General features: G+C 45.9%; 19 protein-coding genes. 10 read left to right on the top strand and 9 right to left on the bottom strand.

Features of this window, described 5'->3' with window-relative positions; genetic code table 11:
• The first annotated feature begins 82 nt into the window (after window positions 1-82).
• Together nhaD and L4D19_RS19015 are read left to right on the top strand one after the other, a co-directional pair.
• The gene (nhaD, locus tag L4D19_RS19020) at window positions 83-1,510 is read left to right on the top strand and encodes a sodium:proton antiporter NhaD (protein ID WP_075767377.1); all 1,428 of its coding nucleotides are present in this window, start codon (window positions 83-85) and stop codon (window positions 1,508-1,510) included.
• Window positions 1,511-1,861: 351 nt separating this feature from the next.
• Window positions 1,862-2,515: a hypothetical protein gene (locus L4D19_RS19015; RefSeq protein ID WP_428453782.1), complete on the top strand. Its 654-nt coding sequence runs from the start codon at window positions 1,862-1,864 to the stop codon at window positions 2,513-2,515.
• 52 nt (window positions 2,516-2,567) lie between these two features.
• On the opposite strand, the gene ltaE is transcribed toward L4D19_RS19015, so the two are convergent.
• Complete coding sequence (gene ltaE, locus L4D19_RS19010; protein ID WP_428453781.1) at window positions 2,568-3,578, bottom strand: low-specificity L-threonine aldolase; 1,011 nt, start codon at window positions 3,576-3,578, stop codon at window positions 2,568-2,570.
• 202 nt (window positions 3,579-3,780) lie between these two features.
• On the opposite strand from ltaE, the gene L4D19_RS19005 reads away from it, so the two are divergent.
• Window positions 3,781-4,083 (top strand): hypothetical protein, encoded by a 303-nt coding sequence (locus L4D19_RS19005; RefSeq protein WP_075767619.1) that lies wholly within the window; start codon window positions 3,781-3,783, stop codon window positions 4,081-4,083.
• A 79-nt stretch (window positions 4,084-4,162) separates the two neighbouring features.
• Here L4D19_RS19005 and L4D19_RS19000 read toward each other — a convergent pair whose 3' ends face one another.
• Together L4D19_RS19000 and L4D19_RS18995 are read right to left on the bottom strand one after the other, a co-directional pair.
• Entirely contained in the window at window positions 4,163-5,044 is an 882-nt protein-coding gene (locus L4D19_RS19000) for a LysR family transcriptional regulator (RefSeq protein WP_428453780.1), read from the bottom strand.
• Window positions 5,045-5,140: 96 nt separating this feature from the next.
• Entirely contained in the window at window positions 5,141-6,304 is a 1,164-nt protein-coding gene (locus L4D19_RS18995) for an AAA family ATPase (protein ID WP_428453779.1), read from the bottom strand.
• Window positions 6,305-6,464: 160 nt separating this feature from the next.
• Between L4D19_RS18995 and L4D19_RS18990 the strand changes: the two genes are divergently transcribed.
• On the top strand, window positions 6,465-6,755 hold the full coding sequence (locus tag L4D19_RS18990; RefSeq protein ID WP_428453778.1) for an FxsA family protein: 291 nt from the start codon (window positions 6,465-6,467) through the stop codon (window positions 6,753-6,755).
• 99 nt (window positions 6,756-6,854) lie between these two features.
• Here the strand turns inward: L4D19_RS18990 and L4D19_RS18985 are convergent, their stop codons facing one another.
• From L4D19_RS18985 to L4D19_RS18975, 3 genes are all read right to left on the bottom strand, one after another.
• A complete protein-coding gene (locus L4D19_RS18985) occupies window positions 6,855-8,732 on the bottom strand; it encodes a methyl-accepting chemotaxis protein (protein ID WP_428453777.1) in 1,878 nt (625 codons plus the stop codon).
• A 457-nt stretch (window positions 8,733-9,189) separates the two neighbouring features.
• On the bottom strand, window positions 9,190-9,699 hold the full coding sequence (locus L4D19_RS18980; RefSeq protein WP_428453776.1) for a hypothetical protein: 510 nt from the start codon (window positions 9,697-9,699) through the stop codon (window positions 9,190-9,192).
• 118 nt (window positions 9,700-9,817) lie between these two features.
• On the bottom strand, window positions 9,818-10,795 hold the full coding sequence (locus tag L4D19_RS18975; protein WP_428453775.1) for a GlxA family transcriptional regulator: 978 nt from the start codon (window positions 10,793-10,795) through the stop codon (window positions 9,818-9,820).
• Between the two features lie 122 nt (window positions 10,796-10,917).
• Between L4D19_RS18975 and L4D19_RS18970 the strand changes: the two genes are divergently transcribed.
• Entirely contained in the window at window positions 10,918-12,768 is a 1,851-nt protein-coding gene (locus L4D19_RS18970; RefSeq protein WP_428453774.1) for a beta-ketoacyl synthase, read from the top strand.
• Between the two features lie 169 nt (window positions 12,769-12,937).
• A complete protein-coding gene (locus L4D19_RS18965; protein ID WP_428453773.1) occupies window positions 12,938-13,771 on the top strand; it encodes a PfkB family carbohydrate kinase in 834 nt (277 codons plus the stop codon).
• Between the two features lie 71 nt (window positions 13,772-13,842).
• Here L4D19_RS18965 and L4D19_RS18960 read toward each other — a convergent pair whose 3' ends face one another.
• Together L4D19_RS18960 and L4D19_RS18955 are read right to left on the bottom strand one after the other, a co-directional pair.
• Window positions 13,843-15,135 carry a DEAD/DEAH box helicase gene (locus L4D19_RS18960; protein ID WP_160649060.1) on the bottom strand — a complete coding sequence of 431 codons (1,293 nt, stop codon included), beginning with the start codon at window positions 15,133-15,135 and terminating at the stop codon, window positions 13,843-13,845.
• Between the two features lie 132 nt (window positions 15,136-15,267).
• The gene (locus tag L4D19_RS18955; RefSeq protein ID WP_428453772.1) at window positions 15,268-17,775 is read right to left on the bottom strand and encodes an ATP-binding protein; all 2,508 of its coding nucleotides are present in this window, start codon (window positions 17,773-17,775) and stop codon (window positions 15,268-15,270) included.
• Between the two features lie 875 nt (window positions 17,776-18,650).
• Between L4D19_RS18955 and L4D19_RS18950 the strand changes: the two genes are divergently transcribed.
• The 4 genes from L4D19_RS18950 (at window position 18,651) to L4D19_RS18935 (ending at window position 22,185) form a co-directional block, all read left to right on the top strand.
• Window positions 18,651-19,007 carry a YibL family ribosome-associated protein gene (locus L4D19_RS18950; RefSeq protein ID WP_075767391.1) on the top strand — a complete coding sequence of 119 codons (357 nt, stop codon included), beginning with the start codon at window positions 18,651-18,653 and terminating at the stop codon, window positions 19,005-19,007.
• Between the two features lie 105 nt (window positions 19,008-19,112).
• Window positions 19,113-19,691, top strand: a complete 579-nt coding sequence (locus L4D19_RS18945; protein ID WP_160649064.1) for a nucleoside triphosphate pyrophosphohydrolase family protein — start codon at window positions 19,113-19,115, stop codon at window positions 19,689-19,691.
• A gap of 182 nt (window positions 19,692-19,873) precedes the next feature.
• Window positions 19,874-21,232 (top strand): MATE family efflux transporter, encoded by a 1,359-nt coding sequence (locus tag L4D19_RS18940; protein ID WP_428453771.1) that lies wholly within the window; start codon window positions 19,874-19,876, stop codon window positions 21,230-21,232.
• A gap of 137 nt (window positions 21,233-21,369) precedes the next feature.
• Window positions 21,370-22,185: an alpha/beta fold hydrolase gene (locus L4D19_RS18935; protein ID WP_428453770.1), complete on the top strand. Its 816-nt coding sequence runs from the start codon at window positions 21,370-21,372 to the stop codon at window positions 22,183-22,185.
• Between the two features lie 108 nt (window positions 22,186-22,293).
• Here L4D19_RS18935 and L4D19_RS18930 read toward each other — a convergent pair whose 3' ends face one another.
• Complete coding sequence (locus L4D19_RS18930; protein ID WP_428453769.1) at window positions 22,294-23,112, bottom strand: alpha/beta fold hydrolase; 819 nt, start codon at window positions 23,110-23,112, stop codon at window positions 22,294-22,296.
• Window positions 23,113-23,176 lie beyond the last annotated feature (64 nt).

The following is a 23,176-nucleotide window of genomic DNA, read 5'->3' as shown; positions in this document are numbered from 1 at the left end:
TCGGTATGCTTCACGTTAATATCTAATAGTTATGTGTACACTTGGGCGTAGATGTATTTTTCTCAAGGAGCAGAGAAACAGGATGAAAGTTCAACAGCTTGTATTATGTATAGCTGGATTACTGACAGCGACACCAGCAATGGCAGTGAGCTCTGAGGTTGATCTAACCCAGTCTTTTGTAGGCTATGTGGCTTTGTTGATATTTGCCTTGGCTTATTGCCTTGTGATGGCCGAGGAATATTTACAACTTCGCAAGTCAAAGCCTGTACTGCTGGCTGCCGGTATTATCTGGCTGATGATAGGGTTTGTGTTTCAGGAACTAGGTCAAATAGATGTTGCAAAAAGTGCACTCGAACATAACTTGCTTGAGTATGCAGAGCTGTTACTGTTTCTCCTTGTCGCGATGACCTATATCAGCGCGATGGAAGAGCGTCGACTGTTTGATGCGCTTCAGGCCTGGATGGTGAGCAAGGGCTTTAATTTCAGAAGCTTGTTTTGGCTGACGGGCATTCTATCGTTCTTAATATCCCCCATTGCCGATAACCTGACAACCGCGTTGTTGATGTGTGCTGTCGTTATGAAAGTGGGGGGCGACAATACTCGCTTCATTAATCTTGCTTGTATCAATATTGTCGTGGCTGCCAATGCTGGTGGTGCGTTTAGTCCCTTTGGTGATATTACGACTTTGATGGTTTGGCAGGCTGGGTTGGTTTCATTCCTCGAATTTACCGATCTCTTTATCCCGTCATTGATAAATTATGTGGTCCCGGCTGTGATCATGTCGCTGTTTGTGCCGAAAACCCAACCAAATACGATTGGCGAATATGTTGAGCTAAAACGGGGGGCACGCCGTATCGTGGCCTTGTTTATTCTGACTATCTCTACCGCTGTTGCCTTCCACGGCATGGTTCATTTCCCACCGGTAATAGGTATGATGATGGGCCTTGGGTATCTGCAGTTTTTCGGCTTCTACCTTCGCAAAACCCTCCCGCGCTCGCTTGCCAAGAAGAAGGCCATTGCAATGGCCAATCATGATGAAGCGGCGTTAAAACGACTTGGCTCGGTTGTACCGTTCGATGTCTTCAAACGTGTCTCCCATGCTGAATGGGACACCCTGTTGTTTTTCTATGGGGTCGTGATGTGTGTTGGTGGGCTTAGTTTACTGGGTTATCTCGGGATGGTATCGGAGGTGATGTATACCCAGTGGAACCCGGTATGGGCCAATATTATGGTTGGGGTGCTTTCGGCCATTGTCGATAATATCCCTGTGATGTTTGCAGTGTTAACCATGCAACCCGATCTGACTCTCGGCAACTGGCTATTGGTTACCTTAACTGCGGGAGTTGGAGGCAGTATGCTGTCTATTGGCTCGGCTGCCGGGGTGGCCTTGATGGGCGCAGCGCATGGTAAATATACCTTCTTTGGTCACTTGAAGTGGATGCCTGTGATTGCACTGGGATATATCGCCAGCATCATTTGTCATCTATTGCTTAATCATCAGCTTTTCTAATGCATATTGTGAATTCGGGCGGTTTTATCAATGATTGGTAGCCGCCCGTTCATCTTTATCTCACCCACTGCTTCTTATTTCCTTATACTCCCTGGCGTGTGTTCCCACCTCAATTATCCTTCGAGCAAATTATTTATATTATAATGTTATTAACTATCTGAATTTTTGTGGTTTTCAATATTACTGTGTAGCTTGTCACTAATGTCGTTGTGGCAGAAAGCAAGTTCGGGCTTTTCCCGATGAACTATGCCATGGTAACGAATAATAGGGTGTACTAATTGCTAGTTTTTTTGCCCTAACAGGGATTATCTGAATATCATTGTTAGATGGGAAGTAGTGTAAGGACAGCGTATGCAAAAATATGGATGGATTTGCTTTAGCATCGTTATGCTAAATCCGTTGCAATCGGTTATTGCTGTAGAAGCTGAAACCCTTTTTAGAGTGCCGAGCCTGAAATTAGGGCTTGCCAAGAGTACCGGTACGATAGACGTTTCTAGCAAAGGACAGTTTGATGACGTGGCGTTCAGTTCGTCAACATCGTTTACACCCGTTGTCACTCTGATCCAGTCACCGTTTTATTTCTCTGATGATAGCCGTTGGGGGTACCACACAGAACTGAATGCGGCTTATTTTAAGCTTGATTATGATGACGATAACCGTCAGGGCTTTCGTGATGGTGAATTTGAAGGTTACTCTGTTTCTTTTACCCCTGTGCTTTTTTATCAGTGGGGCGACAAAACGCTTTGCAGCGACTGTAAAAGCTGGCGTTTCGAATTAGGAGCGGGGATCAACTACCTGAATGCTGACGGTGATCTGATTGCGAGTAATGGTGAGAGAACGGTATTTGAAAATTCAGGCATAGGGGTTAACTCGCATTTAGGAGCAGTGATGAACTACAAGCAATGGGAGCTTGGGCTAAGGTTTGCCGTACCGACAAGAGTGGATGATAACGATGTGGAAGTCAGGCATGCGTTGTCGACATTGAGTTTTGGCTACCGGTTTTGATAGGAAGGCGCTCGAGAGCGCCTTCATGCTATTAGCAACGATAACGACTTAATTACCCCAATGCTTTATTCAAAGCGGTGATAAATTTGTCGATATCTTCGCGACTGATATCCAGGTGAGTTACCAATCGCATCGGGTTTCCGGCACTGATTAATATACCTTGCTCTTTTAGCGCTGCGACTAGCCGGACTTGATCAATGTTTAGATCAACCTTGGCAAAGAGCATATTGGTTGTTACATGATCGATGTTAACCTCAAAACCATCGACTTCAGTGAGTTGTTGAGCAAGGTATTTAGCATTTGCGTGGTCGTCAGCAAGACGGTCGATGTTTTCTGTCAGCGCGATCTTGCCGGCTGCGGCCAGAATACCTGCTTGACGCATGCCGCCACCAAGTACCTTACGCCAGCGGCGTGCTTTTTTGATTAGTGAAGCGTCGCCAAGAACCAGTGAGCCAACAGGGGCTCCCAAACCTTTGGACAAGCAGATCGTCATCGAGTCAAAATGTTTAGAAATTTCCGTAATATCGACACCTAAGGCGACGGCGGCGTTATAGACACGAGCTCCGTCTAGATGAAGTTTTAGTTCATGCTGGTCGACAAACTCACGAGCCTGCTTTAAGTAAGAAAGCGGTAGTATTTTACCATTGATGGTGTTCTCAATACTCAATAGCTTGGTGCGGGCAAAGTGTGCATCATCCGGTTTTATGGCTGCTGCTAATTTCTTAAAACATAGAGTACCGTCTTTCTCATTCTCAATAGGCTGAGGTTGGATGGAACCCAGAACCGCAGCACCGCCTCCTTCAAACTGGTAATTATGCGCCTGCTGACCACAAAGGTATTCATCTCCTCGCTCACAGTGCGCCATTAATGCGAGCAGGTTGGCTTGTGTTCCGGAACTGCAAAATAGCGCTGCTTCAAAGCCGTGTCGTTTTGCCGCCCACAGTTCCAGGTCGTTAACTGTCGGATCATCGCTGTAAACATCATCGCCGACTGGTGCATTAGCGATAGCCTGACGCATTGCAAGCGATGGCTGAGTAACAGTATCTGAGCGAAAATCTATCATTACTTCGTCCTTAGGGTGCTTAACTGATTATCGTAATTAGGAATCTATCGAATGATTCATCTAATAGTGATTATATGGCTACATACTGTGATCTAAATCAAGCTTAACGGTGAATGATTGTGTTGTTTTTGTGAATCTTTATCGAGGGGGCTATATCTTGGCTAAAATATAAACAGGTTGGTTGAAGATGGAGGCAGAGATCATGTTAGCTGAATGTCGGCAGTTTGTTCTGCCGGGTCATAATGAGTTACACGCTGAAGTAACCGTTATTCCGACCGGGGAGTTAGAGGTAAACATTAAGGAAAATAATAATAGCCTTAAGGCTGATTTTGATGAGTTATATTTCTATTCAGCCGGTAAGGAAACTGAATTGGTTTGCCGTGACCAATTAGGTGCAGAATCTGTTCGGTGGCATCTAAATCTTGCAAATGATGATGCCAGAGAGCTAGCGAAACTGATCGAATCTGCTGAAGAAGAATATGAGACCTTAATGCGCGACCTGTGATAAACCGTTCTGATCTGGTGGTTCCTCAGAGATACAGTCCAAAGCCTTGCTTATTGCAAGGCTTTGTTTTTATTTGCTGTTATGAAAGTAATGTGCGGATTTGTCTCATGAAGAAATCATACCGCTTGGGCAACGGGCGATGCTTTTTTCTGATCAGGTATAAGTTTTCATAGACAGGCTTATCCAATGAAACTACATGGATTTTAGTTTGCTGAGGAAAGCAGGTTACGGCTTTTTCAGGCAGTACGGTATAGCCAAGCCCCAGTGAAACGGGGAGCAGGATTTGGTTGAGCTGATTGATATAGCCAGCGACTTTTAATGATTCGATGCTATTAAAGCTATGATCAAAATTAGCCTGAATAATTTGCCTTACGTAATGTTCGCCGTCAGGGTGGTTAATAAATCCAAGCTGGTTTAACTGTTCCATATTAATGACAACCTTTTCCATACCAGCGGGAATAACTAGGCATAATTGCTCGGCACCTACTTTTTCTTGCTCTAATTCTGGAATGGCTACATTTTGCGTAATTATGCCAAGTTCAATTTGGTTGGTATTCAGGTTATCAAGGATCCGCTTGTTCGGAGCTGCCTCAAGTTGAATGGCGAGGTTAGGGTGAGTTTGCTGGTGCTTGAGGAAATGCGGATAAAGATATGTCGCAAGCGAGCCAGAACAAGCAATACGACATTCACCCGTAAAAGGATCATCATTCTGCAGTGCTTGAAACAGTGCTAGCTCATCGTCACGTCTTCGCCGGGCGTAATGGTACAACGTTTCGCCAGCCGGGGTTAGCTCAAACCGTTTACCAAACCGTTCTAGTAAAGGCGTACCGGTTTGCGCCTCCAGCTTCTTGATATGCTGACTGACGCCTGGTTGGGTCATAAAGAGTTTTTCTGCCGTCTGGGTGAAGTGTCCTACCTCGACCAGAGTAATGAAGGTTTGGAGCCACTGGGTATTTAGCATGATTATTTGATAGTGAAAATTTATTAAAATAAGAATATTTGATAATTTTTATTTTTCAAGTGTTTAAGCCTTCTTTGAAACAAAGGGCTTTTAGTGCTATTTATCCGGCCAATACCAGGCTGGCTCGTCTAGCATACCCTGACCGCGAATATTCGTTTGCCCAAGCTCCTTGTCCAATTCGATGGCATGGCAATCTGGGTGCTTGTTTAGTGCCGCTATCAGGCGGCTTGCGTGGGAGACAACCCATACCTGCGAGTTTTCCGAAGCATGAATGATAAGCTTGGCCAACGCCGGGAGCAGATCGGGGTGCAGACTTGTCTCAGGTTCGTTTAATACCATCAGGCTAGGTGGGCGAGGGGTAAGTAGCGCTGCAACCAACAGCAAGTATCTGAGTGTCCCGTCAGAGAGCTCACTGCCTGTCAGTGGGCGTAATAAGCCTTCTTGATAGAACTCCAGCGAAAATCGTCCATCTTGGTGCTGAACAATGCTGATACTCGCGCCGGGAAAAGCATCATTGATGGCCTTGTCGAGGCTCTGCTTGTCACCGATTTCACGGATGGTCTGCAAGGCGGCGGCCAGGTCTCTACCGTCATGATGAAGAACAGGCGTACGGGTCCCGAGCTGTGGTTGTCGGGCTGGTGCCTCTTTGTCGGTACGGAAGTGATCATAGAATCGCCAGCTGCGAATTCGTTCTCGCATATGGAAGACTTCAGGTGCTGTGGCAGGATCAGCTATCTGATCGAACATACTGTTAAAATGGCTGATATGCTGAGAAGCGATCTGCCAGCTTCTGTTATCGCGAATCTTTATGAGTGGACCCTGACGCGCGACTAATTGGGTTGCGGGCCGAAAGAACGGGCCGCTCCAGATGCTCTCTTGTTTGATTTCAGGATCAAGGCGAAATGCAGATCGAGAGGGTTCAGGTAATCCCAGAGAAATCGAATATCCGAAATCCTCGGTAGAAAAACCGAGTCGTAGCCGTTTGACTTCTTTCCTGACAACATCCTGAATCGGTACTTCACCACGGCGCATTGAAGGTGAAAGGTTTTCTGGTCCGGCCCAGAAAGTCGAGTCAAGCCCACCTTCGGCAGCCAGTGAATTCACGACGCCACCTTGTGCCGTATCAGCCAGTAACCGAAGCGCACGGTATAAGTTGGATTTACCGCTGCCATTTGCCCCGGTAATTACATTTAGTGGTCCAAGCGGCATAGTCAGCTGCAGAATAGAACGGTAGTTACTGATAGATAAGGTGGTGATCATTATAATGCCTGTATAAATGAACAGTGTCTGGGATGTTAGTGTAAAACGAATTAGAGAGCAACTTTGCTTTCTGAATGTTGTGTTCATGTTTGATTCATTTTCATTAAGCTAGACTGCAAATCATAGAAATGAAGATGACTGAGAAAGAAAGAGGCTCAATATGAAGAATTTTGTTGCAAGCGTACTGGCACTTGTCGTTGGTTTTTTTACGGTGACATTTGCAGCGATCATGGGATTGTTCATTGGTATAGCAGCGCTTATCGCCCGACCATTTATTAAAAAGAAGGTCGAAGCCGCATATGCCGAAGCCGTTAAACAACAGGGCGGCGATTATACTGCCAGTTCAACAGTGATTGACGGTGAATATGATGACATCACCAACAGGTATCAGGCACAAAGCCAGAACCAAACGGGCAATCACAACATGAACCAGATGGCTCAGTCACTTTAATTTAATAACTTCCTTAAGCATTAAAAAACGCCAGCGAAAGTATTCGCTGGCGTTTTTTCTTATTTTGAGCTGCCCGGTTTCTAAGGGGGACAGCTTCTCTTAGATCCTAAACTTGCTGACTTCAGAGTTAAGGTGCTGTGCAATATCGTTAAGTTCTTCAGACATCTTCTGCGCATCTTGTGCTTCGGAAGAAAGCTGGTCTGAAACATCATTGACAGCCTGAGTATTACGGCTGATTTCATCGGTTACGGCACGTTGCTCTTCGGCGGCACTTGAAATCTGGGTCGCCATATCAGAAATATGCTGAATAGATTCGGTAATGCGCTCTAGAGCGTTGGTTGCATTCTTGGCATCGTCAACACTGCTAGTGGCCAGAGACTGGCTCTGTTGCATGGTTTCAACCGCGCTGTGAGTGTTGCGTTGCAGTGTTTCAATCATGCCACGGATTTCTTCGGTTGAGCTATGGGTGCGCTGAGACAGGACGCGAACCTCATCAGCAACGACAGCAAAGCCACGGCCTTGTTCGCCGGCACGGGCTGCTTCGATGGCTGCATTGAGGGCAAGTAAGTTTGTCTGCTCGGCGATATCCTGAATAGTGGACAGAATCGCGTTGATGCCCTGAGCGTTGTTCTCAAGCTCCTTGATGATGCTTGCAGCATCTTCGACATGATCGGCGAGGTGAGTGATCGACTGCTGGTTTCGGCTGATCACCTTCTTGCCTTCATTACAGTTATCTTGAGAGGCAACAGCAGCCCCGGCAGTTTGTTCGGCGTGGCTGGCGACTTCTTGTGCCGTCGCTGACATTTCATGGATCGCCGTTGCAATCTGAGAAATCTCGTTTTGCTGCAGGTTTAACGCTTCGTTGGTTTGAAGCGCCAGTTCGTGGCTGTCTTTGGCTTGCTGCGAAAGGTGTTCTGATGAGCCAGAGATACCAGTAATTGAAACGTGCAGCTTTTCAATAAATGCGTTGACATGTTTGCCAAGACGTCCGATTTCGTCATCTTGATCGAAGTTAAGGCGACGAGTCAGATCGCCATTGCCATGAGAGAGATCAGCCATGGCTTCAGAAAGGGTATCGAGCGGCTTCATTGCACGTGAAATAAGAGCCGTCGCTACACCTAATACTAATACCAACTGGATAATAGCGCTGATGATGGCATCGATAAGTGCTTCGCTGACATGAGCGAAAGCAACCGATTTATCGAGTACTAGCGAGAAGTACCAGTCCGTACCAGGAACTTGCTGAATACTCACTAAGCTGTCGACACCCGACACATTCAGCGTGACAAGGTCACTTTGCGAAGCTACTTTATTGATAAGGCTGGTATTAAATGCAGGGTTCATCTCTGAGGTTGGCTTAAGGGTCAGAGACTGGTTCGGGTGGGCGATAATCGTTCCATCACCACTAAACAGAGTTGCGAATACACCATTTTGATTAATGGCCAGAATGTCTTTAACCAGAGCGTCAATTGATACGTCACCGGCAATAATACCGCTATTCAACTGGGCATCGAACGGTTGAGCAATGGTAATAACCAGTTTGCCTGAGGAAGCGTCGTTGTAGGGAGTGGTAACGACGAGTCCGTTTGCAGCAGTTGCATCTTTATACCAAGGTCTTTGGCGAGGATCGTAACCAGCCGGAAAGTCGACAGGTATTCCGGTGATCATATCTCCTTGCCGAGTACCAGCGTAGACCAAATCAAAATCACCTGAGGCAATTGCCTGCGCCAAAGCGTCTGTCGGTTCGGCATGCTGATTAAAGCTGTCAACCGAGGCCTGGACAATTTTCGTTTTACTCTCAAGCCACTGGCTGATCGTACTGATATTTGATTGAGTGAGTGAATTGGCTAATTGTTGGGTTGAACGATTAGCTTCTTCAGTTAGTCGTTCGCTGGTGAGCCATGTTTGCACAGCGGCGATAAGAAGAATTATTCCTGCAAATGTAAGTGAAAGTTTGTTTTTAATAGAAAGGTTCAAACTACCGTTCCTCTCGGTTTCTGGTACTTATGTACTGCATCTTATGTGTTATCCATTCATCAAAAAAATGGTGCTCGCTTGTTATTGAGCATGTTGCAGGGATGATTGCCCTGATGTTCTCGGTATGCCATTTCTTGCGGTATTTTGTCACAAATTTGACTGTTGTTGGACTTTTATAATGTGGAATTTTTACGATATTAAGTATTTTAAGCTTAAAAAGAGGATTGATATCTTGCTTAAGATGTGAACGGTAATACTTACCAGTAGTTCGCTTGCTAAGCCGTGTTGGTACGGGTTGAGCAGTTATTAGACGGTGATTGAGTAGGCCTTCCTGTAATTGAATGACGAATAAAGAAAAAACGCGATTTAACCAATATCTTTTATTGCAACAACATGCTTAACGGTTGCAACTCTGTTGCATCAGCAGCGTCAAAAAAATGGTGTTAAGTCTTTGTTGTCAGTTTCGGTAATGTTGATTAAGACAGCCAAGAAAATCATTCAGATCTTTATTCTTGGCGGTGAAATGGTAACGCTTGTTAGAAGCTCTAAGTTCAAGGTGTCCCTTGTCTTGTTTTACCAGCTTAGTAAAGACATCGAAAGCTTGTCTGTCGCTGGTTCCACCTAACATAACCAACCGTGTAACACTGTATTCATCTCGTTTCTTTCGCCAGTTCGCGGTGAAGATCTCTACAGGTTGTCCCATACGGTAATAGCTAATATTTTCAAAGCCTTTTGGGTGATTGATGTCCGCTTTTATTGCGACGTAGCGTTGCCTGTGGATGTTGTCCGTGATCATTGCGAGCTGGAGGCTGCTTTCAAATTTTTTGTTTTCATTTTTAGTTAGATGATACAGATCCAGACGACAGCTTTTTTCATTCAGCTGGGTTGTGCTGGTTGGAAGTAATTCAGCCTGGGTGGGGAAAGATACTACATAGAGGAAGAGAAACGTCTTTTTGAACCAACGCATGAAAATGAAACAACACATACCACTCAACCCCTATTTAAGAATGCTCAGGCAAAGCTTAGTAATGGAGTCCCTGTTGTATGTGTCTCATTTAAAAAACAAATCGCAAAAAAGCGAATCTTTACGGGTTGTAAATTTTCGCTTTGACCATTCGGCGGTATTGGCTCGGGGTAATGCTAAATTGGCGGTGAAAGCGGGTCGAGAAGTGGTAGGCGTCTTTATAGCCGACTTGTTCGGCGACATCTTGTACTGACATGCCAAAGTCCCGCAGAAGTTGCTGGGCGGCTTCCATTCGTATTTTTTGCAGGTACTGGTGCGGTGATTCTCCCACCTGGTCTTTGAATTTTCGATTGAAGCTCCTAAGCGGCAAGGCACAATGATCGGCAACATCTTGCGCGGTGATGCTATTGGACAGCTGGTGTTTCATCCAATCCTGCGCAAGTGCTATTGATTCATCAAACTGAAGCTGGCCACCAATTTGATAAAAGGGCTGCTGGGTGGATTTTGATATTTCATGGCCAAAATGCGTCTCTATGGTCCCTGCGATTTTCTGGCCGAAGTTTTCTGCTATCAGGTAGAGGATCATCTCAGATTGCGAGTTGATACTGCCGGTACAAAATAGCCCATTGGCCTCAGTAATTGATGCCTGTCGGTTTAATGCGATAGCTGGGTAGCGGGCCGAAAATTGCTCGTAGTAATACCAATGAGTGGTTGCCACCTGATTCGTTAGCAAGCCTGTTTCGGCAAGCCAGACTACGCCTGTACCGGTTGCGACAAGTTTGGCTCCTTGCTGGTATTGGCGTTTGAGCCAGGGAATGATCTCGGGATGCTGGCGCACAGAAACCAGTGGGTTTCCCCACATAGGCGGCAAAATAACAAGGTCAAATTCATTCAAATCATCAAAGGTTGTATCTGGTTGCAGTGTTAGACCAGCTGGTAATTTGGGTGGGGAGTTGGTTGGAGCAACTACTTTGATTTGGAAGGGGTTCTTACGTTGAAGCTGACGGGTACGCAAGCTGGCAGCGCTGCTTAGCATTTCGGCGGCCAGAGAGATGCCGGTAATAAGTGCGCGAGGGTATAAAACAAATCCTACTCTCATGATTACATGCCTATTTTGTATGTGTTGGCCTGATTGTTGGTAATTTTGGCATGAATGTGGGGTGAATGAACAGTGTAAATTGGTACCCTATGGCCAACTGAATATATTGATGTAGGTTTAGGATGACAAAGTTACCTCTAATTGTCGGTTTTGGCGGAATGAATGCGGCCGGGCGTAGCTCCGGTTTTCATAGCTATAAGCGCATGATTGCTGATGTATTATCCGATGATGAGATGAAAACAACCTGGCAGGATCTCGCCTTCCGAATGGGCCTGTCGGACAGTGAAATGTTGGATTCTGAAATTATTGATGCCATTAAGGCAGGCACCTTGGTACGCCGTATCGACTCTTTTGATCCCGATAATTTGCTATATCAGTATAAAGCGTCGTTAACCAGTGAAAGCGAGCAAATTTCATTCACCCTGCGTAAGTCGAAGCTGCCGAATATAATCCCGGAGAACTGGGAGGTTGAAGAGCAGGGGAGTAAAGTAAAAATAACCGTTACTGGTGAATTGGGTGCTTTGATCGAGGACCGCGTTTCATTCCCGGTTACTAGCGGTGGTAACATTCCTGCGGGGTTTGACCCTGGCAAGCTCTATAATTCACGCTTTCACCCTCGCGGTCTAAAGCTTACCGTTTATGGTGCTTCAGATGCCTTAAATTCATTGGGCATTGACTGGGAAGAGGTACTGTCTCATATCGAGCCTGATGAAGTATCTGTTTATGCTGGTAGTGGATTATCACAAATTGATGAACACTCTTTGGCAGGGATGCTTGCTGCCCCACTTACTGGTGGTAGGGTTAGCTCTAAAATGATGGCTCTATCATTTGCTGAAATGCCTGCAGATTTTATTAATAGTTATGTAATCAACAGTGCCGGTACTACTGGTACTAATATGGGGGCTTGTGCCACCTTCCTATACAATCTTCGCCAGGGTATGTATGACATTCAGCACGGCAAATCGAAAGTTGTGATAGTCGGAAATGCCGAAGCACCAGTTGTTGCTGAAGTGATGGAAGGCTTCCGTGTCATGGGTGCTCTGGCTGAAGATGATCAGCTGAAAGCGCTGGATGATAGTGACGAGGCTGACAACCGCCGTGCGTGTCGTCCGTTCTCTTCCAATGCCGGTTTTACTATGGCTGAATCGGCACAGTTTGTTGTTCTGATGGATGATGAGTTGGCACTGAAGTTGGGGGCAACTATTTATGGCTCTGTGGCTGATGTGTTCATTAATGCCGATGCCAATAAAAAATCGATTTCAGCACCGGGTGTCGGTAACTATGTCACTGTGGCGAAGGCGACTGCGCTGGCAAAGGCCATTCTAGGTGAAGAAGGCGTTAAAAAGACATATGTTCAGGCGCACGGGACGGGTACGCCGCAAAACCGTGTGACTGAAAGCCATATTCTTAATGAAGTGGCTAAGACATTTGCTATCGATAATTGGCCTGTTACCGCGATTAAGTCTTATGTCGGTCATTCCATGAGTGCTGCGGCAGGCGATCAGCTCATAGCTTCCTTGGGTGTGTGGCAGTATGGCTGGATCCCAGGGATCCAAACTATCGACCATATTGCTGATGATGTGCATACATCGAATCTCAATATTTTGGCCAAGCATGCATATGCCGGTGAACATGGTGAAGACTACAAGGCTGTGATTCTGAATGCCAAAGGCTTTGGTGGTAACAATGCAACGGGCTTAGTCTTGTCGCCGGCACAAACACTGGCAATGCTTGGCAACAAGTACGGTGATAAAGCCATGCTTGCTTATCACGATAAGAATATGTATGTAAAACAGACAGCAGATAGCAATGATCAGGCGGCTTGTTCCGGTACAGAAAAGATTCGTTACCAGTTTGGTGAGCGAGTAATGGACGAGTCATCGGTATCAATGACACAAGATAGTTTGAAGTTGTCTGAGTTTGATAAGGAAATTGTGCTGCCGCAAACAAACCCTTACGCTGATTACAGTTAATTGAAGTATCATTAAAAGCGTGAAGCCGTTAGTAACTAATGGCTTCACGCTTTTTTTTTGGATTCAAGAAAATGCTTACTAATACGTAAAGTGAGTATATAACTAATAGAATAATGATAGTCAGACTTGTGATTAAGTGGGTTTGGGAGAGAGTTTTTTGGCAAATATAATGCTGATTGCAAATCTAAATTGTGATCGTGTGCTGCAGTTGGATAAGCCGTTGGTAACGGGTGGACGCCACCACTATTTAGATGCCGGTCGTCGCTTGGGTGGTGGCGGGGCCAATACCGGCTTGGGACTGGTATGGGCTGGCCACGATGTTGCTCTGGTTAGCCAGGTAGGCAAAGATGAAACTGCCGACTGGCTATTGGCCGAAGCGAGCTTGAGTGGTTTAAATTGTGCTTTGCTACACCGTAATGACGTGGTAACACCAGAGTTACTGTTGCTAATGACGCCTGATGGTGAACGGACAATTATCCGCCCGCAACGACCTAGATTTGTGCTGGGAACACCGCCTCTTTTTGCCAACTGGGATGCGCTTTATATAAATTCGTCTGCAGAAGGTTGTGAGGTATGGGCGCAGGAAGCTCTGGAGCACTCATTGGTTATCGCGCAGCTGGCAAAAGATGAGCGTTTGCGCCCGTGTCACGTATTAATCACATCTGAGTCAGATTTGGCAGGCCGAACAACGTTGCCCTTGTGGCAATATGGGCAGAGTATTGCCGGAGAGGCTCTGCGCTATTTCGTTGTCACTGATGGTGAAAATGGAGCTAAGGCCTACACAGCAGATGAAACGCATTTTGTTCCTGCTTTGGATACTGACGTTGTCGATACAACCGGAGCGGGCGATGCGTTTGCTTCAGGGTTGATCCATGCATTGGTCAACAGCGAGTCGATTGTCGATGCTATGGCTGAAGGGGCAAGGTGGGCATCATTTGCGGTAGGAACCCAAAGCTCTGTACCGGGGGAAAAGCTGGAGCAGTACTTACACCAGTCAACATAAGTATCTGATTGCTGGACTTTCAAAAGTAAAAAGCCCTGAAGATTTGTATTCTCAGGGCTTACTTTTAGCCGTTATTTTTTAAGCTTAGTGATCTTTGATTTATTGAGAACAGCGCGGCGAAGGCGTGCACGTCGCTCGGCATCAGACTGGTCAGTAGGGTTATTGGTACGGCCTTGACGGTCTTTGAATGCAGATTTAGTCTGCATTTTATGTAGCAGAGCATCGCGGTTGGCTGGCTCATAGCCGGCTAGCTGGATACGGCGAATTCGTTGTCTGATTAGTTTTTCAACCTGAACCAGAGTCAGCTCTTCTTCTCGGCTAACAAAAGATACGGCATGGCCTTGTTGGCCAGCACGGCCGGTACGACCAATGCGGTGTACGTAGTCTTCGGCCAGGAAAGGCATATCGTAGTTCACGACGTGCGGCAGTCCCTGAATGTCCAAGCCTCGGGCTGCAACCTCGGTTGCTACCATCACACGGGCTTTTCCTTCCTTAAACTCTTCCAGCGCACGGCGTCGGGCACTTTGCGCCTTGTCACCATGGCAGAGTACAGCCTTGATGCCGTCCAGCTTTAGTTCTTTAACCAACTCGTTGGCTGTTTCTTTGTAGTTGACGAAAACCAGCACCTGCTGCCAGTTCTTCTTACCGATAAGCTCTGAAAGCAGCTCGCGTTTGCGGTCATCGTCTACCGGGTAAACAACATGGGCAACTGTTTCGGCCGTTGCGTTCTCTGGACTCACTGAAATACGCTTTGGCTTACGCAGGATTTCATTGGACAGCTTGTTCATCTGGCTAGAGAAAGTTGCCGAAAACAGCATGGTCTGAGGCTGGGTACGGATATCGTTCATGATCAGGCGGATATCAGAAATAAAGCCCATATCCAGCATACGGTCAGCTTCGTCGAAGACAAGAAACTCAAGGTTAGCGAGTGAAACGTTGTTCAGCTCCATGTGCTCAAGCAGTCGACCCGGTGTGGCAACAAGAATATCGAGTCCTTGCTCAAGTTTCTTTTCTTGGGAGGCCATCTTGGTACCGCCGTAGATAGCCGCGACATTGATCGAGACATATTTGGTGTAGTCTTCAATATTTTTGGCAATTTGCGCTGCAAGTTCGCGGGTCGGTGCAAGAATCAGTGCACGCACATTAAAACGGCTACGCTGCTTAGGCTTATCACAGATCTGCTGGATAATAGGCAGGGAGAAGGCTGCTGTTTTGCCGGTGCCGGTTTGTGCATTGGCAAGAATATCATGCCCGCGACGAGCGTGTGGAATCGCTTGTTGCTGAATCGGCGTTAATTTCTCGTAACCGCACTCGGTAAGTGCGCGTACAATTTCCGGAGAAAAGCTTTGTGATGCAAATGACATTCGTTGTTCCTAAAGCAGACGGCTGAGCCTGACCAAAAATACGGTCGCCGATTATAGATGAATAATGCTTATCTGTGGGGACTAATTTTACGTGATTGGTTGATAAATGTCCGTTTTTTGCCTGAGGTCTGTTCAATTACTTTGCTGAAGCCCGTTATAGGCTGTTGAAACACCAGATTTTCCTTCAGGTTTGTGCAAAAAATAGCTGGCTTGCTCGATGTTCTTCTTCATTAAACGGCTGAGATCACGAATAACCTCAAGTTTTGGCGGGTTACCGGTATTGGCAACAGCAACGATATAGGTTGCCATTGCCTTGAGTGATGCAAGTTTGTAATCCGTTGCAATTTGTCTGATGTTGTCGGCACTCATAGCAAGTTGCTGATAGCTATCAGAGTGATAATAGATAGGCAACGACTCGTATTCACAGCTCATTGATTGAATAAAGTGCTGAAGCAATTGAAGGACTTTATGCTCGTTACCATCACATTGCTCAATGAGGTCCCTGTAACTGATGAGCTCACTGTCTTGGGGACGAGACCCCGTCTGCTGATTAAGTTGCTGATTGAGCCGGGGGGAAAACTGACAGAGTGCCTCTCTAAATTTCACGTCAAGGATAGGTTTGGAAAGAATGGCGTCGGCGCCAGCCTCCAGAAACTCATTCTGGTTCTTCTTAAGGACGTCTGCAGTACAGGCAAAGATGATGGTATCTAGTTTTAGTTGCTGGCGAATGATCCTGGTTGCGGATAATCCATCCATGGTTGGCATATGGTTATCCATCAGAATGAGGTCGAAGCGCTCTTGCCGGAGCGTATCGATTGCCTGTGAGCCATCTTTCACTATCGTTACGCGGTAACCTATGCGTTGGCAGAAGGACTGGGCAACTAACGCATTGATTTTATTATCTTCAACAATTAAGACCTTGAGTTTTTCTGGCAGGGGCTCTGATGATTCTACGCAAGTTGTCATTGTGTCGGCACATTTATCACCCATTGAATCTATGATGTCAACGCGCATACTTACAGTGAATGTGGTTCCTTTGCCAAGAGTACTTTCAACTTTGGCGCTTCCGCTCATTAACCCGGTTAGCTGTTTGACGATGGCCAGTCCGAGGCCAGTACCGCCGTAGCAACGTGTGGTGCTGGATTCGGCCTGTGTGAAGGGCTCAAAAATACGCTTCAAACGCTCTTTTCTGATACCGATGCCAGAGTCTGAAATTGTCACAATCAGCAGCGATTCTGAGCAGGAGCCGCATTTTTCGGTCTGGATCGATAAGTTGATTCCGCCACTTTCGGTGAACTTTACGGCGTTGCTTAAGATATTGTAAATCACCTGTCGAATTCTGGACTTGTCACTGCGCAGTATCGTCGTAGGCGGAAGTGTTGTGTCCAGGTTGAATGTCAGGTTCTTTTCATGGCATATCGGTTTATAGGTTGCTTCTATGGGTTCGATGAGATCGGCAAGTTTAAAACTATGGATTTCAAGCTCTAGCTTGTTTTGTTCAATTTTCGAAAAATCGAGAATATCGTTAAGTAGTGAAAGCAAATGTTGGCCTGATTCCAGCAAGATATTGAGCTGCCTTTGTTGCTCCGGTTGATGCTCTGGTTGTGAAGTGGTCATGATTTGCGCCATGCCTAACATACCGTTGAGAGGCGTCCGTAATTCGTGGCTCATAACAGCAAGGAATTGTGACTTGGCTCTGTTTGCATTGTTAGCTTGCTGTGTGGCGACCTCAAGCTCTCTGGTGCGTGTTTTTACTTTGTTATCAAGCAGCGTGCGTTCTTGTTTTAATGATTGCAACGAAGCGTTGAGCCTGGATGACATCTTATTGAATGTCTGGCTCAGGTGGCTGATATCATCACTTCCGCTTTCCGGCAATTTATCCCGGCAAATACCGTCACTGTTGGCAATTTTATCCATGGCGGTTATACAGGCTGAGAGGCGTTTTTGAACCGTCACTCGGTAGGTAATCAATAGTGTGAGGGTAATCGACAGCAGGCCAACCAGAAGGGCAAAAGTAATATAGCGGCTGATCACAATACCATTTTGTATAGGCTGCGTAATATCTGTTTGTACTTCTAATATCCCTCGTAAATCGCCAACTCGCCATTGATTGCCGCTTGGATCGGCAATCTGGTTATGGCAGTTCACACATGTTTGGTTGCTGAGTACATCACTAACTGCTACACGAATATATGACCGTCCATCGGAATTATATTCTTTGAAAAAGGTACTTGCCGGATCTTTGGAGAGAGCCTGCCAGGCTGCCAAGCCGAATTCATCTAACTGCCGGTCTTTACGGTTTGGAAAAGGATAAGGGCTGTAGAGCCTGATTTGCGTTCCTTTATCGTGGAGCCTTCGACTGACTTCCTGAACCAGAGTAGCAGGCAGTGGGATTACGCCATTGTCATGTTGAACATCGGTTCCGACGCTTAGTGTGGTGTGGGCCAAGATCTCGGATAAAACCGTTTTCGAGTATACGTCACGTAAAATTTTAAATTGTGTGACGGTGTGTTCTGAGGAGGCGACAGCCTGACGAACCGTGTTGGCCGCAATAATATGGGGAATATACGAGTAGAGAAAGCCAAGTATCACCATGAACACAACAACAATGGGAAAAAGCAGCTTCTGGAAAGTGTTCACTTGTGCACCTTTCTATGAATAACGTCTATATACGGCCTAATTCATATTGATAACACTATAAAGTTAGTCGAGTTGGACGCACTTTTCCTGTATGTAGAAGAAATTTGCTTAATATTTGGGACTATTTTAAGTAACTCATTTGAAATGGTTTATTGATTGATAATGAGAGTGTTTTTCATTTTCTTGTGGGTTCAGGTGAGTGGGGGCTGTTAACTGCGAGCATATACCGAATTACGAGCTGAAGACAGGGTTAATGGGGTATATCGAAGTGAGGTAAAAGTAATTAGATAAACAAAGAAAGGTCACCAGAGTTGGTAACCTTTCTTTTAGTGTTGCTTGTACTATCGAGCGATAGCCCTAGAACCAATTTTTACAAAGAAATGATTATTACATTCGGCACATTTAAACTTCTGGTACTGTCTGTGAGTGATTGTTTTTTCCAGAAAATTTCTTTTAACACGATAAACGTTTGTGCCTACTTTGCAGTAGTCGCACATAATAAACCTCAGCCAATTGAGTGGAGCGAGTGTACAGATAGTGTGCTACAACTGTCTGTGATATAGATCACTTATTAGATTTAATGAAAACATCTAAATACAAGAATTCTGTTAATTTTGTTGTTTGTTTTTGAATGTTGTATGTAAATTGTTCTGAATTTGTCCGATGTATTCCTGTGAGGTATGTCTTGCTGGGTTTGGATAAGGATATAATTAGTCCGGCTAGTGATGCTATCTAGTAGTGAATATTGAAGTTATTCGCAACAAGCGATGAAAAGAGGGTACATACTGTATATACTATGCGGTCGGACAACTTATCAGCCGATGGGCCGCATTGGGCAAATATCAAGTTGTGGTAGTGTATTTTAAGGTAACAGCATGAATTTAAAGCAAGAGCTTCAGCAAATGAATAACCGTTTAGACAAGTTACGTCGTAAACTAGCTGGAGCACAAGAGCGTGGTGACAAGGCTATTGCTGGCCAGGCAACTCAAGAGATCGAGACGCTAACCAAAAAAATTAATAAAGTAAAATCACAGCAGAAGCGCCAAATGGGCAAGAAGGGTGCAGATGTAAAATCCCTGGCGTTTAATCGTGTGCTGACTAAAGCAGAACAGGCAGATATGGGTAAACTGAAGAAGTCTGTCAAAGGTCTGGTTGTGGTACACCCGATGACAGCGCTTGGCCGTGAAATGGGTATCAAGGAAGTTACCGGCTTTGCACCAAAAGCATTTTAATCACGTATTGTAGTTATTAAGATCAGTGCCGGTAGCGTTGTGCTGCCGGCACTGATTTTTTATTGTCGTCTTTACTCTAGTTGTAATTAAAAAAGGTACTGTTTAATGAAGCTTGCCGTTCTGGATCAAACATTATTTGATCATCTCTATCGAGATATCCGTGAATTCCGTACAACGTTTGACCTGGATATTGAAACCCCATCGACATTAAATGAGCAAATGGACACCCTGCATACGTCATTGGCTGTCGAGGAGTTGACTGAGCTGGCTGAAGCAGACTCCTTGGTTGAGCAGGCTGATGCGATTGTTGATTCTGTCTACGTGCTTATGGGACGTTTGGTTCATCTTGGTGACAAGCAGGTTGAAGCCAATATCGGTATTAGCTATATCATTGACCTGTTACTTCAGGTTGCAGAGCGCCTGAACATTGACTTTGTCACTTGCTGGAACGAAGTACACTCCAGCAATATGAGTAAAGTGTGCCGTAACGAGCAAGAGTTTCGTGACACAGAATCTCATTACGCCAAGCAGGGTGTAGAGATTGTCGGTAGCCAAAAAGGCGAGTTCATCATTGCGAAATGCGCAAAAGATGTTGATCTGGAAGGTAAAATTATCCGCCAGGGCAAAGTACTAAAGTCAGTTTACTACCGTCCAGCCGATCTCGTTAAGCTAGTTACGCTGTAACGGTACATCTTTTGAAATAACCGTGTTGCGCTGTGCTTTGGCGCTGCCTTAAGTATTCAATTGCGCTAACACGGTTGTTTTCTGTAATCGCAGTGTTTTCTTCCTGTAACTTTTTCTTTTCTTTAGCTCTGCTTTCAAAGAACGTACACTATACGGCTTGATTACCAATACCGAAGTGTGACATGAGTTCTCATAGTTCAACTAAATCCCAATCTGATTATCCCGACTTAGGCCGCCAACTGTTTAACATGACTTGGCCGATGTTATTTGGCGTATTGTCGTTGATGAGCTTTCAGCTAGTTGATAGTGCGTTTATTGGTCAACTGGGGGTGTTGCCACTTGCCGCTCAGGGCTTTACGTTACCTATGCAAATGGTCATCATTGGCTTGCAGGTGGGACTGGGTATTGCCACGACCTCATTGATATCAAGAGTACTAGGCGCTGACGAGACATTGCGTGCCAAGCAGCTCGGTGGCCTGGTAGTACTTACAGGGGCCGTCAGTGTCTTTCTTATCTGTGTCCTAATTTGGTTTCTGCGCGGCCCTATCCTGATGTTGCTAAGCGCCCCGTTAGATGTCTATCCCGTGATAGATGCCTACTGGCCTGTTTGGCTTGCAAGTTCTTGGACGGGGGCGATGCTGTATTTTGCCTACAGTTTATGTCGTGCAAATGGTAATACTATGCTGCCGGGGATCATGATGATGGTAACCAGTGTGCTGAATATGGTCCTGGATCCTATATTCATCTTTACCCTTGATATGGGGCTTGTTGGAGCGGCATGGGCAACGATTGCTGCCTTTGGTGTCGGTCTGCTGGTTGTTTATCCACTTGTGCTTAAACGTCACTGGATGAGTTTGGATTGGCAGGGGCTAGATATCTTGGCATCAATCAAGGAGCTGGTGAATATTATGGCACCGGCGATGCTAAGCCAGCTATTGCCGCCACTGTCATCAATGTTAGCAACTAAGCTTGTGGCCGGGTTTGGGGCGGCGACAGTTGCCGCATGGGCTCTGGGTTCCCGTTTGGAGTTCTTCTCTATAGTGGTGGTGCTGGCCCTAACCATGTCAATGCCACCGATGGTCGGCAGGATGCTCGGGGCCGGTGAAATCTGTAAAATAAAGGCCTTGATAAAGCTTGCAGTAAAATTTGTACTGATTTGGCAGTTTGTGATTGCGGTTGCGTTGTTTATTGGCAAGCCGGTACTCAGTAACTTGCTGACCAGCGAGGTGTCGGTAAGCGAAATTCTATCCATTCACCTATTCTGGGTACCGGTAAGTTTGGGGCCGCTTGGTGTGTGCATGCTGATGGTTTCAATCTGCAATGCTTTAGCGCTGCCTATGAGGGCTCTATTGATTTCAGGCTTGCGCTTATTTGTTTGTTTTCTGCCTGCGATTTGGCTAGGTGCACAGATCGCTGGGTTGGAAGGCCTGTTTGTCGGCGCTTTGATTGGTAATGTTGCCGCAGGGATCGCTGCTTGGGTGTTGTACCAGCAAGGCCTGAAGCGTGTGATTGCCAAATACTGCAGAGAACCTGCTGCATAGGGTATAAGTGCTGAGTTACAGAGTTAGTTGCTACGCCCGGTACATACCGGGCGTATTTGTATCTGCAGGTCGTGTAGTTAGTTCATTTACTTGGTATTATCTTGCGCGAATACTATTTGGGAAAAGGAACCGGATTAATGGGTACATTCACTATTGATAATAAGACCATGCACTTTCTTGATAAGGGCGAAGGGCCGGTACTCGTTTTTGGCCACAGCTACTTGTGGGATAGTGCTATGTGGGCACCGCAGGTTGAAGCCCTGAGCCAGCACTATCGTTGTATTGTTCCGGATTTATGGAGTCACGGTCAGTCCGAGTCGGCTCCGGAGAAAACGCGTACGCTACGCGACTATGCCAATGATATCCTGGCTTTGCTGGACCACTTGAATATCGATAATTTCTCAATCATTGGCCTGTCTGTTGGTGGTATGTGGGGAGCAGAGTTGGTATTGAAGGCGCCTGCTCGTGTTCAGTCTCTGGTTCTGATGGACACCTTTATCGGTTATGAACCTGAAGTTACGCACGCGAAGTATTTCGCAATGCTAGATACCATTGCGGATCTTAAGCTTGTTCCGGCACCTATGATTGACATGATCACGCCGATGTTCTTTGCCCGAAATGCAGCAGAGGATAACCCTGAGCTTGTTGCTCAATTCCGAAGCCACCTAGCTGGATTGAACGGGCAGCATGCCTTGGATATCACCCGTATCGGCCGTATGGTATTTGGCCGTCGTGATACGTTTGAAGAGGTGGAAAAGCTGACGTTACCGACACTCATTATGGTAGGTGCGGAAGATTCACCGCGCCCGCCGCTTGAAGCTCAGTTGATGCATGACGCCATCGACGGTAGCCAATATGTCATTATTCCGGCTGCGGGTCATATCAGTAATCTTGAGCAACCAGAGTTTGTTACAAAGCACCTTGTTGAATTCTTGGACGCCGCTCTCGTTTAGCATTGCTGTGTGCTCTCAGCCTATTTTGCTTGATCGCAGATAACAAAAATAAACCTCATCACAAAAATTGGGATGAGGTTTATTTGTATTTTATGCCATGGAAATTAACTAAGTGTTCAGTGTTGGTAGCTCAGTCTGATGTCTCTGAATAAATGCAATAGAGTGATGGTTGAATTCATCGGGACGCTCGACATTACACACGTGGCCGCAGTTATCGAATTCAGTCAGGTAGCTATGCTCGTGCTTTTTTACCATTTCTTTGACCGGCTTGATGAACATGTAGTCGTTTTCCCCCATGAGATACAGGGTCGGGATTGATAATTCCTTCTCCTTGAAGTACTTCATGATCGGATTGACATCTGCCGCCAGTTTGAACCAGCGTTTAAATTCTTGCTGGCAGAGTTTCTTGGCTTCATTGACAAACAATAAGCGTGATTCTTTTTGGGCTTTTTGCGGCATGACTATATAGGCGAATAGCTCATATAACCACATGTAGGGAATAATGTGCTTGCACAGATTGCCAAGTTTGACCAAGACCTGAGATCGTGCATCCAAGCGAGTCACGGCCCCGCCGAGTACCATAGTCTTCACCCGCTCCGGCGCCAGTTCTGCCAGGTTTCGTATAATGATTGTGCCAAGCGATATCCCGACAAAGTGCGCTGATTGGATCTTTAGGTGATTGAGGACCCGAATAATATCAGTCGTCACTGCCTTGAATGTATAGGGGTTGGCAATCATGTCCTTGAACATAGAGTTCGACTTGCCGTGACCTCGAAGATCTAGGAGCAGTATATTGAAATGTGCTTTGTAAGCTTTGATTTGCTTAAACCAGATAGACGAACTGCCTCCGGCACCATGGACAAAAACAACCCAGTCTTTGCTGGATGGGTGAAGGAAAGTTTTGTGGAACAACAGTGTATCTGACATTCTGACCTCTATAGCGACACTGCAAAACTACCATATATTGCAGCGAAAACGGAGTTTATCATGT

The sequence above is a fragment of the Photobacterium kasasachensis genome (genome assembly GCF_050336885.1).
GTDB lineage: Bacteria > Pseudomonadota > Gammaproteobacteria > Enterobacterales > Vibrionaceae > Photobacterium > Photobacterium kasasachensis.
This window is presented reverse-complemented; position numbering and strand designations above follow the sequence as displayed.

Excerpts from the sequence above, each read along its gene's own strand:
- L4D19_RS18945 (WP_160649064.1), top strand. The coding sequence starts at position 19,113 with ATGAAGCTTGCCGTTCTGGATCAAACATTATTTGATCATCTCTATCGA.
- L4D19_RS18950 (WP_075767391.1), top strand. The coding sequence starts at position 18,651 with ATGAATTTAAAGCAAGAGCTTCAGCAAATGAATAACCGTTTAGACAAG.
- L4D19_RS19000 (WP_428453780.1), bottom strand. The coding sequence starts at position 5,044 with ATGCTAAATACCCAGTGGCTCCAAACCTTCATTACTCTGGTCGAGGTA.
- L4D19_RS18995 (WP_428453779.1), bottom strand. The coding sequence starts at position 6,304 with ATGATCACCACCTTATCTATCAGTAACTACCGTTCTATTCTGCAGCTG.
- L4D19_RS18960 (WP_160649060.1), bottom strand. The coding sequence starts at position 15,135 with ATGTCATTTGCATCACAAAGCTTTTCTCCGGAAATTGTACGCGCACTT.
- L4D19_RS18970 (WP_428453774.1), top strand. The coding sequence starts at position 10,918 with ATGACAAAGTTACCTCTAATTGTCGGTTTTGGCGGAATGAATGCGGCC.
- L4D19_RS18935 (WP_428453770.1), top strand. The coding sequence starts at position 21,370 with ATGGGTACATTCACTATTGATAATAAGACCATGCACTTTCTTGATAAG.
- L4D19_RS18990 (WP_428453778.1), top strand. The coding sequence starts at position 6,465 with ATGAAGAATTTTGTTGCAAGCGTACTGGCACTTGTCGTTGGTTTTTTT.
- L4D19_RS19015 (WP_428453782.1), top strand. The coding sequence starts at position 1,862 with ATGCAAAAATATGGATGGATTTGCTTTAGCATCGTTATGCTAAATCCG.
- ltaE (WP_428453781.1), bottom strand. The coding sequence starts at position 3,578 with ATGATAGATTTTCGCTCAGATACTGTTACTCAGCCATCGCTTGCAATG.
- L4D19_RS18930 (WP_428453769.1), bottom strand. The coding sequence starts at position 23,112 with ATGTCAGATACACTGTTGTTCCACAAAACTTTCCTTCACCCATCCAGC.
- L4D19_RS18940 (WP_428453771.1), top strand. The coding sequence starts at position 19,874 with ATGAGTTCTCATAGTTCAACTAAATCCCAATCTGATTATCCCGACTTA.
- L4D19_RS18980 (WP_428453776.1), bottom strand. The coding sequence starts at position 9,699 with ATGCGTTGGTTCAAAAAGACGTTTCTCTTCCTCTATGTAGTATCTTTC.
- L4D19_RS18975 (WP_428453775.1), bottom strand. The coding sequence starts at position 10,795 with ATGAGAGTAGGATTTGTTTTATACCCTCGCGCACTTATTACCGGCATC.
- L4D19_RS18965 (WP_428453773.1), top strand. The coding sequence starts at position 12,938 with ATGCTGATTGCAAATCTAAATTGTGATCGTGTGCTGCAGTTGGATAAG.
- L4D19_RS19005 (WP_075767619.1), top strand. The coding sequence starts at position 3,781 with ATGTTAGCTGAATGTCGGCAGTTTGTTCTGCCGGGTCATAATGAGTTA.
- nhaD (WP_075767377.1), top strand. The coding sequence starts at position 83 with ATGAAAGTTCAACAGCTTGTATTATGTATAGCTGGATTACTGACAGCG.